The organism is Pseudomonas sp. BS3767, assembly GCF_900099665.1.
Taxonomy (GTDB): Bacteria; Pseudomonadota; Gammaproteobacteria; order Pseudomonadales; family Pseudomonadaceae; genus Aquipseudomonas; species Aquipseudomonas cerasi.
The window spans coordinates 429736-437296 of record NZ_FNCX01000001.1; the positions used below are offsets into that span (position 1 = coordinate 429736).

Annotated in this window: 5 protein-coding genes; 2 read left to right on the forward strand and 3 right to left on the reverse strand. The window is 59.4% G+C overall.

Annotated elements, in window-relative coordinates:
* Positions 1-169: 169 nt before the first annotated feature.
* From syrC to syrB1, 3 genes are all read right to left on the reverse strand, one after another.
* Positions 170-1381, reverse strand: coding sequence for a syringomycin E biosynthesis aminoacyltransferase SyrC (gene syrC, locus BLR16_RS01630; protein WP_003426751.1), 1212 nt, complete (start codon positions 1379-1381; stop codon positions 170-172).
* 72 nt (positions 1382-1453) lie between these two features.
* Entirely contained in the window at positions 1454-2386 is a 933-nt protein-coding gene (syrB2, locus tag BLR16_RS01635; RefSeq protein WP_003383694.1) for a syringomycin E biosynthesis L-threonyl-[L-threonyl-carrier protein] 4-chlorinase SyrB2, read from the reverse strand.
* A 17-nt stretch (positions 2387-2403) separates the two neighbouring features.
* A complete protein-coding gene (syrB1, locus tag BLR16_RS01640) occupies positions 2404-4248 on the reverse strand; it encodes a syringomycin E biosynthesis L-threonine--[L-threonyl-carrier protein] ligase SyrB1 (RefSeq protein ID WP_024661742.1) in 1845 nt (614 codons plus the stop codon).
* 332 nt (positions 4249-4580) lie between these two features.
* On the opposite strand from syrB1, the gene BLR16_RS01645 reads away from it, so the two are divergent.
* Positions 4581-5642, forward strand: a complete 1062-nt coding sequence (locus BLR16_RS01645; protein ID WP_074807766.1) for a TauD/TfdA family dioxygenase — start codon at positions 4581-4583, stop codon at positions 5640-5642.
* An 80-nt stretch (positions 5643-5722) separates the two neighbouring features.
* A complete protein-coding gene (locus tag BLR16_RS01650; RefSeq protein ID WP_024661740.1) occupies positions 5723-7423 on the forward strand; it encodes a cyclic peptide export ABC transporter in 1701 nt (566 codons plus the stop codon).
* Positions 7424-7561 lie beyond the last annotated feature (138 nt).

Below are 7561 nucleotides of genomic sequence, written 5' to 3' on the forward strand. Positions count from 1 at the left end.
CCTGGACCGATTCCATTGGCCTATGGAGCGGGTCGGTGAAGGAAGGTTGGTGCTTCGCCAGTGTGGCGCTTTGAAGGTGAGCCGGTCGCCGCCGCGCTCAAGGTCGCCGCGCAGAGTAAAGCCAGGGGCCTGAGCCCCCTTTTTTACTCGACGAGGTATCGAACCACTGTCAGGCAACAGCGGGCTGAAGAACTTCTTCGAGGAAGCTGAAGGCGGTTTGTTTCGATTGATGGCTTGAGGCAAAGAACGCGAGGTGGCTGCCATCGCGCTCTACGTGCAGCGTGGCGTCCTTGATCGACGCGGCGATATACCGTGAGCCGCCGATGTGCGTAGTCGAGTCGGCATCGCCCGCCACCACCAGGGTTGGCGCGGTGATGCGCGTCAGTCGTGGTGCCAGCTCGGTCTTGTTCAGCGCGTCATTCAGGCGCGCATAGCGATAAAACAACTCGGGATTGACGTAGGGGTAAAGCACCACGTGGGCAATGGGCTCAGGGGTGGTGGCCAGCGTCGCCTGGTCCAGGAACATCGTTTGCAGGTCAGCAGCCTCGCCACGATCCTGAGCTGCGCTTTCCATCAGCCACTCGAAGTTTTGCTGGTGAGCGGTGCGCAGGTCGTTGTCGCCCAGGTTGTAATCCCCATGCCACAGGCTCAGGGAGTTGACCCGGTCGGCGTGGGCAGCAGCGGCGCTCAGGGCGATCACTGCGCCGCCGCAGATACCCATCAGATGTGCGGTTGATAACCTGAAGTGATTCATTACGCTGATCATGTCGGCAACCTGGGCATCGGTGTCCACCGCGATCTGGTCGAATGCCTCGCAGGCACCGAACAGCCCTCGGGTCTCCCAGGTCACGACAAAAAACCGCTCGCTCAAGGCATTGAACCAGTCGCGGCAGAGATCGAACGGAATGCCGCAAGGCAATGCCAGAACCACGGGAGGCAGCTCGCGGTTGGCGCTCGCATGCACCAGCAAAGGCGCATGGTCACGGGTGGTCAGGTGCAATGTCTCGATGTGCGGCACTGCACCGCTGAATTCAAAATGCTTGAGCAGTCGATTGAAGGCGGTGACGTCTTCAGCATCGTCGAAGTGCTCGTAGCTGTAGTCGAGCGCCTCGCAGAGTTTGCGGCTTATAAAGTATTCGAACGACGACAGTTGTGCCTCGCCACCGTGCAAGTACTGCAGGGTGCGCACACCAATGCGCGCAAACGCGGCATTGATCGCCCGCTCTGTGGCTCGCACGCTGGAGCACGCCGGCTCTGGCAGCGGGTCGTTGTCCCGGGCGAGAAAGCTCAGGCACACGGGATCGGGCAAATTGAGGGCAAGGTGCCTGAGCATCCTCACCGTCTCGCACAGACGCATCGCTGCATCGGAGGAAATAGTCATGGATCTACACTCTTTGTTGGGCGCTTTTTTCAGGCACATTGCGCGAGGCTACGTTCGTCTGACGTCTGTGGGTCAGACCGCTTCGAATTTCTTGCCGCGTGTGGTGTGTGTCACGAGACGGTTGTATTCGGGTGTTTCGTCACCGATCACCTGCACCGCGCCGTATTTCTCCAGGCTGATGCGGCCGCCGTACTCTTCGATGTGGTCCGAATCCGGATAGACGTGCACGAACGACGGTACGTAGCGTGACGCGAAGCCCATGCGCATCTCCTGTGATTCGCCGCTGTGCGGATAGGACGCATGCATCAGCGTTGACCAGAAAATGATGAACTGCCCGGCTTTCATCTGCATGGGCACAGCAGAGGCCTCGTCGGGTTTCCAGTTCTCATCGATCTGCAACTGCCGATAGTCGTAACCGAAGAAACCGCGACGCACGCCATCCTTGACCACCGAGTTGTTGGCATCGGGTTCATAGCTCATGCGCTTGGTTTCGTCGTAATTCATGCTGTTCTGGGTGCCAGGAATGAACTGCAGGCAACCATTGGCAATGTTGGCGTCGGTGAACGCCGTCCAGACGGTGATGGTGCCGCCGAACTCTTCATTTTCCGGCCAGATGATCTGCGGCTTGCCGGAAGCATTGGCGAACGTATCGGCCTGATGCCAGTCGGTGCCTTCATCGCCCGGATACTTGGGAAAGAACTCGGTGCGCCAGCAGAGCACATTAGGTCCGAGGATGCTTTCGACACGGTCACAGATTTCCGGGCGGCAGATATGGCTGGCCAGGAAATCATCATCCAGATGGCGGTCGTAGTTGGCGATGTTGGTCCCCCCGGAAATGGCGTCCAGATCCTGATAGGCCGCGGCGCTGCGGTCGAGCAGGCGCAGACGGGTGCGCTTCCAGGTTTCTTTCATTTCTTCTGGCGAATAGGCGTCAAACGGACCGATAAAACCATTTTTCTCGAACGAGGCACGCTGTTCCGCAGTTAAAGCGAATTTTTTGCTCATGAGCTTTTCCTTTTCGGTCAATGGGCTTGAACAAGGCTACGGGAGATGTGGTCGGCCAGAACTTTGGCCGTTGCGCCGTCCGCCAGGATCCCGGGGTCGAGGTTGATTTTGTAATGTGTCTTGAGCTTGCTCAGCGAGCGGATCAATGCCAGTGAAGTGCCGCCGGAATCGAAGAAATCATCATTGACGCCGATGTTTTTCAGACCCAGGTCTTCGCTCCAGACCTTGAGCACGAAGTGCTCCTGTTCACTGAGGCCCTTGACGTCTGCCGCGCTTGAAGGCGTCGTGTCAGCGGCAGGCGAGGGCAGTTGTTGCTTGTCGATTTTGCCGTGATGAGTCACCGGCAGTTCTGCCAGCGGCACATACACCGAGGGCCGCATGTACTCCGGCAAATTTTCGGCCATCAACGCGGCAACTTCGCTGCGAGCCTGTTCGGTCCAGGCATCGACGCCCTGGCCTGGTACCACGTAAGCCACCAGGCGCAGGTCACCATCGCCGTAATCATGTACGCCGACATGGGCAGCGGCCACGCTGGGGCTGGTTTGCAGAGAGGCTTCGATCTCGCCTGGCTCGATGCGGAAACCGCTGATTTTCAATTGCTCGTCGCAGCGACCGGCATAACTGTATTCGCCATTACTCTCCAGGGTCATCAGGTCGCCAGTACGGTAAGCGCGTATGGCACCGGGCAACTCGACGAAGCGCTCGACGTTGAGCGCCTCACGGTTCAGGTAGCCCTGAGCCACGCCAGCACCTTCGATGTACAGCTCGCCGGTAGTGCCTGCCGCCACTGGCGCCAGGCTGGCGTCAAGCAGGTGCAGGCGCCAGCCGTCCAGCGGCTTGCCCAGCGACACCATGGCTGCTGTTTCCAGGTCCTGCGCCAACACTCGCTTGAAGGTGGTGTGAACGGTGGCCTCGGTGATGCCGTACATGTTGATCAGCGCGGGCTTCTGGTCGCCGTGACGCTCGACCCAGGGACGCAGCACGCTGGCGGGCAACGCTTCGCCACCGAACACTACGTAGCGCAGCGCCAGCGGCGCGGTGTTGCCACGATCGGCCTCATCAAGACCACGGAAAGCCGATGGCGTCTGGCTGAGTACGGTGATGCGCTGATCGGCGAGCCATTGACGCAGAGCGGCAGGAGAGCGCGAGACGTCATACGGGACAACGGCCACCTGGCCGCCGTGGGCGAGGGCACCCCAGATTTCCCAGACCGAGAAGTCGAAACCGATGGAGTGGAACATCGACCAGACGTCCTGGGCGTTGAAGCCGTAGGCGCGTTGAGTACTTTCCAGCAGGCGACTGACGTTGCCATGAGAAACCTGTACGCCCTTGGGTTCACCGGTGGAACCAGAGGTGTAGATGATGTACGCAGTGGCGTGATCAGGGTCGACGCGGCTGTCTTCGACAGCCAGCTCCAGCGCCGGTGCGGACAACAACTCGTCGAGCGCCAAGGCACGCAGAGACGGTACTTTCGGCAGATTGGCAGCATCACCGATGATCAGGTTCAGGCCGCTGTCGCGCACGATGTGTTCGACGCGCTTACCGGGATATTGCGGATCGACCGGCACATAGGTACCACCGGCTTTGAGAATGCCCAGCAGGCTGATGACCAGATCGACGCTGCGCGGCAGGTACATACCCACACGCATGCCCTGGGTCACGCCTTCGTCGCGCAAACGTGCAGCCAGCTTTGTCGAGAGTGCGTCGAGCTGTGCATAGCTCAAGCTCCTGAGCGCATCGCTAACGGCGGTGCGCTCGGGAAATTGACGTGCGCTGTCACTGAATATCTCGTGCAGGAAAGCACCGGGCTTGAGAGGGGCTGACGCAGCGCTGGGCGATTCGTCAGTGTTCTTAATCGGCATGACCAAGGCTCCTGTGTAATAACCAGATGCAGCGTTCAAATCCGCTGCAATCGAGACATCCCTGCGGCCTGAGGAATCCGTCAATGGGCCGGCATGATCCGCAGTTGTCGCATTTCAGCACCGACTGTCAGCCGGCGTCTGTCGAGGGAAATGGGGACAAAGCCTGCCCAATCTCATCACCACACATCGACCCGCTGTGCGACCGCTGTCCCGGATTGCGGTGACAGACGCTTCTGGTCATCAGTGTTTTGATTCTTGCGTAGTGCCGGAGCGTGCTGGTCTGGCTCTATACAAAAAGTGGATGTGAAGGGCTGAGGTCCAGGAGTTTGTTCATGAGTCTTCAAGCTAACACTGCGCCCGTTTTCGCTGACCAACAGCAAGCGGATGCGCCAAGCTGGCCCGACAAGGCCGCTGCCCCCTCGGTGCGGTTGTCCTTGCTGGCGGCCGGCATCAGTTTGCCGATAGTGATCGAGCCAACCGTTGATGAACTGGACCCGGCCCAGTGGGCCAACGCGCGACGCGAGGCGATTGAGGCACTGCTGTGTCGTCACGGCGCAGTGTTGTTTCGCGGGTTTGACCTGCCTTCGGTCGCCGCCTTCGAAGCGTTTGCCGAGGCGCTGTCGCCTGGCCTGCACGGCACGTATGGCGACCTTCCGAAGAAGGAAGGCGGGCGTAATGTCTATCGCTCAACGCCGTATCCCGAGCGCGAGATGATCCTTTATCACAACGAGAGTTCGCACCTGGAAAGCTGGCCACGCAAGCAATGGTTCTTCTGTGAGAAGCCATCGCAAGTGGGCGGGGCGACGCCACTGGCGGACATTCGCCAAGTGCTCGCCTACCTGCCGAAAGAGGTGATCGAGCGTTTTGAAAGCAAAGGTCTGCTTTACAGCCGCACCTTCACAGCCGGTGTCGAGCCCAGTTGGGAATCGTTCTTCGGCACCTCCGAACGCAGCGCTATCGAACAGCGTTGCCGCGAGCAGGGTACGGACTTCGAATGGCTCGACGGCGACACCCTGCAGCTTCGCACCCTCTGCCCGGCGGTGATCAGCCATCCGTTTACCGGCGAGCGTGGGTTTTTCAATCAGGTGCAGTTGCATCACCCCTATTGCATGGGCGAGGAACTGCGCGAGGACCTGCTCGACATGTTTGGCCCCGACCGCCTGCCACGGATGGTCAGCTATGGCGACGGCTCAGCCATCGAAGACTCGGTGATGGCTTTGATCGGTGATGCCTACGAGGCGTGCGCGGTGCGCTTCGACTGGCGCAAGGGCGATGTCGTGATGCTTGACAACATGCTCGTCGCCCATGCCCGTGACCCTTATGAAGAACCCCGGCTGATCGTCGTGGCCATGGGTGAAATGACCGCTCGGGGCGATGTCTGGCGACCGGTCTGAATGATCGATATCCAGTGAAACCGCCAGGGCGTTCAACCACCGACGCCCGCGCGGGCCAATGCATACAAGGACAGCAAGCAATGAAAACCAAGCAAGAGAAGAAGACCAGACCGGGCTCGATAATGCGTCTGCTATGGAGCAGCCATCCCTGGCTGACGTTCTTTACGCTGCTGACGGGTCTGATCAGCGGCGTGGCTTCCATTGCCGTTGTCAATGTGATCAACCAGGCGATTCACGAGGAGACCTTTCAGCGTGAGTCGTTGTTCTGGTTCGTTGGCCTGAGCCTGGTTGCCCTGGTTTTCCGCAACGGTGCGGCGCTGTTTCCGGCCTACGCCAGCATGCGCATCATGACCCGCCTGCGCATTGCCCTGTGCCGCAAGATCCTCGGCACGCCGCTTGAGGAAGTCGACCGCCGCGGTGCGCCGAATGTCCTGACGATGCTCACCAGCGATATTCCGCAACTCAACGCAACGCTGTTGATCATGCCGACGATCCTCGTGGAGTCGGCGGTATTTCTGTTTGGTATTGCCTATCTGGCTTACCTGTCCTGGGTGGTGTTCGCAATAACCATCGGACTGATGGTGCTGGGCGTCGCACTGTACCTGCTGTTTTTCGCGGGCGGCATCAAGTACACCCACAAGGTGCGCGACGAGTTCACCGCATTCAACGAATACACACACGCGCTTGTGTTCGGCCTCAAGGAACTGAAACTCAACGGTATTCGTCGCCGCTGGTTCAGCCGTTCGGCGATCCAGGAGTCTTCGGCCCGGGTCGCGAGGTACAACTACATCGAACGGCTCTGGTACACCACCGCCGACAACGTTGGCCAGTTGACCCTGTCGCTGCTGATCGGTTGCCTGTTGTTCGCTGCTCCCATGTTCGCTGTAATCGATGCCAAGACCATGAGCGCCAGCGTCCTGGCGGTGCTGTACATCATGGGCCCGCTGGTGATGCTGGTCACCACCATGCCGATGCTGGCCCAGGGACGTATCGCCTGCACACGTCTGGCGGATTTCGGATTTTCCATCAACGAACCGCATCCGGAACCGGAAACCAGCGACGCCGACAATGTGTTGCTCCTCGATCACAAGAAGTCCTGGGGCAGGATCGAGCTGAAAAACGTCCACATGAACTACACGGACCCACTGAGTAATTCCGGGTTTGCCCTGGGGCCTATCGACCTGACAATCCAGTCCGGTGAGCTGATCTACATTGTCGGCGGCAACGGGTGTGGCAAAAGTACCCTGGCCAAAGTGCTATGCGGCCTGTACATCCCGAAAGAAGGTCAGCTACTGCTCGACGGTACGGCAATCACCGAAGACTCGCGCAGCCACTATCGCGATCTGTTCTCGGCAGTGTTCTCCGACTTCCATCTGTTCAACCGGCTGATAGGTCCTGACGAGAAAGAACTGGCCAGCACCGACCAGGCGCAGAAATACCTGTCGACTCTGGGCCTGGAAGACAAGGTCAAAATCGAAGGGCAGGGTTATTCAACTACCAAAGCCTTGTCATACGGCCAGCAGAAACGCCTGGCCCTGGTTTGCGCCTATCTGGAAGACCGTCCGATTTACCTGCTGGACGAATGGGCCGCCGACCAGGACCCGCCATTCAAGCGCTTCTTCTACGAGGAACTGCTGCCGGACCTCAAACGGCGCGGCAAGACCGTTCTGATCATCACTCACGACGACCAGTACTTCCAGCTGGCCGATCGCATCATCAAGTTGGTCGATGGTTGCATCGTCTCCGACGTGAAGTGCGCGGTGCAGGACAAGCGCGCCTGAACTGAAGCGCGGTCCAAATTTCCAGGGATGATCCTTCGCAAAACGGCATGAAGCGCGCTACTCCCTGGCCCCGAATCGACTATCGGCTGTCGCCGCCTCTTGCGTGCGACAAGGCCAACCCTTTGCGAGAAGAAATGT